The sequence below is a fragment of the Anoxybacillus sp. ST4 genome (genome assembly GCF_019448545.1).
Taxonomy (GTDB): domain Bacteria; phylum Bacillota; class Bacilli; order Bacillales; family Anoxybacillaceae; genus Anoxybacillus; species Anoxybacillus pushchinoensis.
In genome coordinates, this window is sequence record NZ_JAHZOE010000083.1 from 1 (window position 1) to 370 (window position 370).

Sequence of the window (370 nt, forward strand, 5' to 3'; positions counted from 1 at the left end):
TGAGATTTCCCATCGCGTCAAGCGAGTAAGATCCCTTGAAGATGACAAGGTTGATAGGTCCGAGGTGGAAGCGTGGCGACACGTGCAGCTGACGGATACTAATCGATCGAGGACTTAACTAAGCACATACGAAAAGCGTAGGCGACTGTCCAGCCACGAAGAACGCGAAAGGCCTGCGAGGAGGCTGTTGCCGCCACAGCAGGACTGAAGCGATTCGAGGGGCTAGGAGCCGAAGCTAGACACCAAGAAAAGCTGAGAACGGTCCTTGGCGAAGCCAAGGAAACGTCCGACGGAGCCGAGAGCTTTTGACGAAGACGTGCTTGCACGTCGAACGGAAAAAGCGAAGGCGTAGGAGGATGTTAGTTCGAAG

The 370-nt window shown here is 54.6% G+C and carries 1 rRNA gene; it reads left to right on the forward strand.

Annotated elements, in window-relative coordinates:
• A 23S ribosomal RNA gene (locus K1I44_RS15100) occupies positions 1–122 on the forward strand; the annotation flags it as partial.
• Positions 123–370 lie beyond the last annotated feature (248 nt).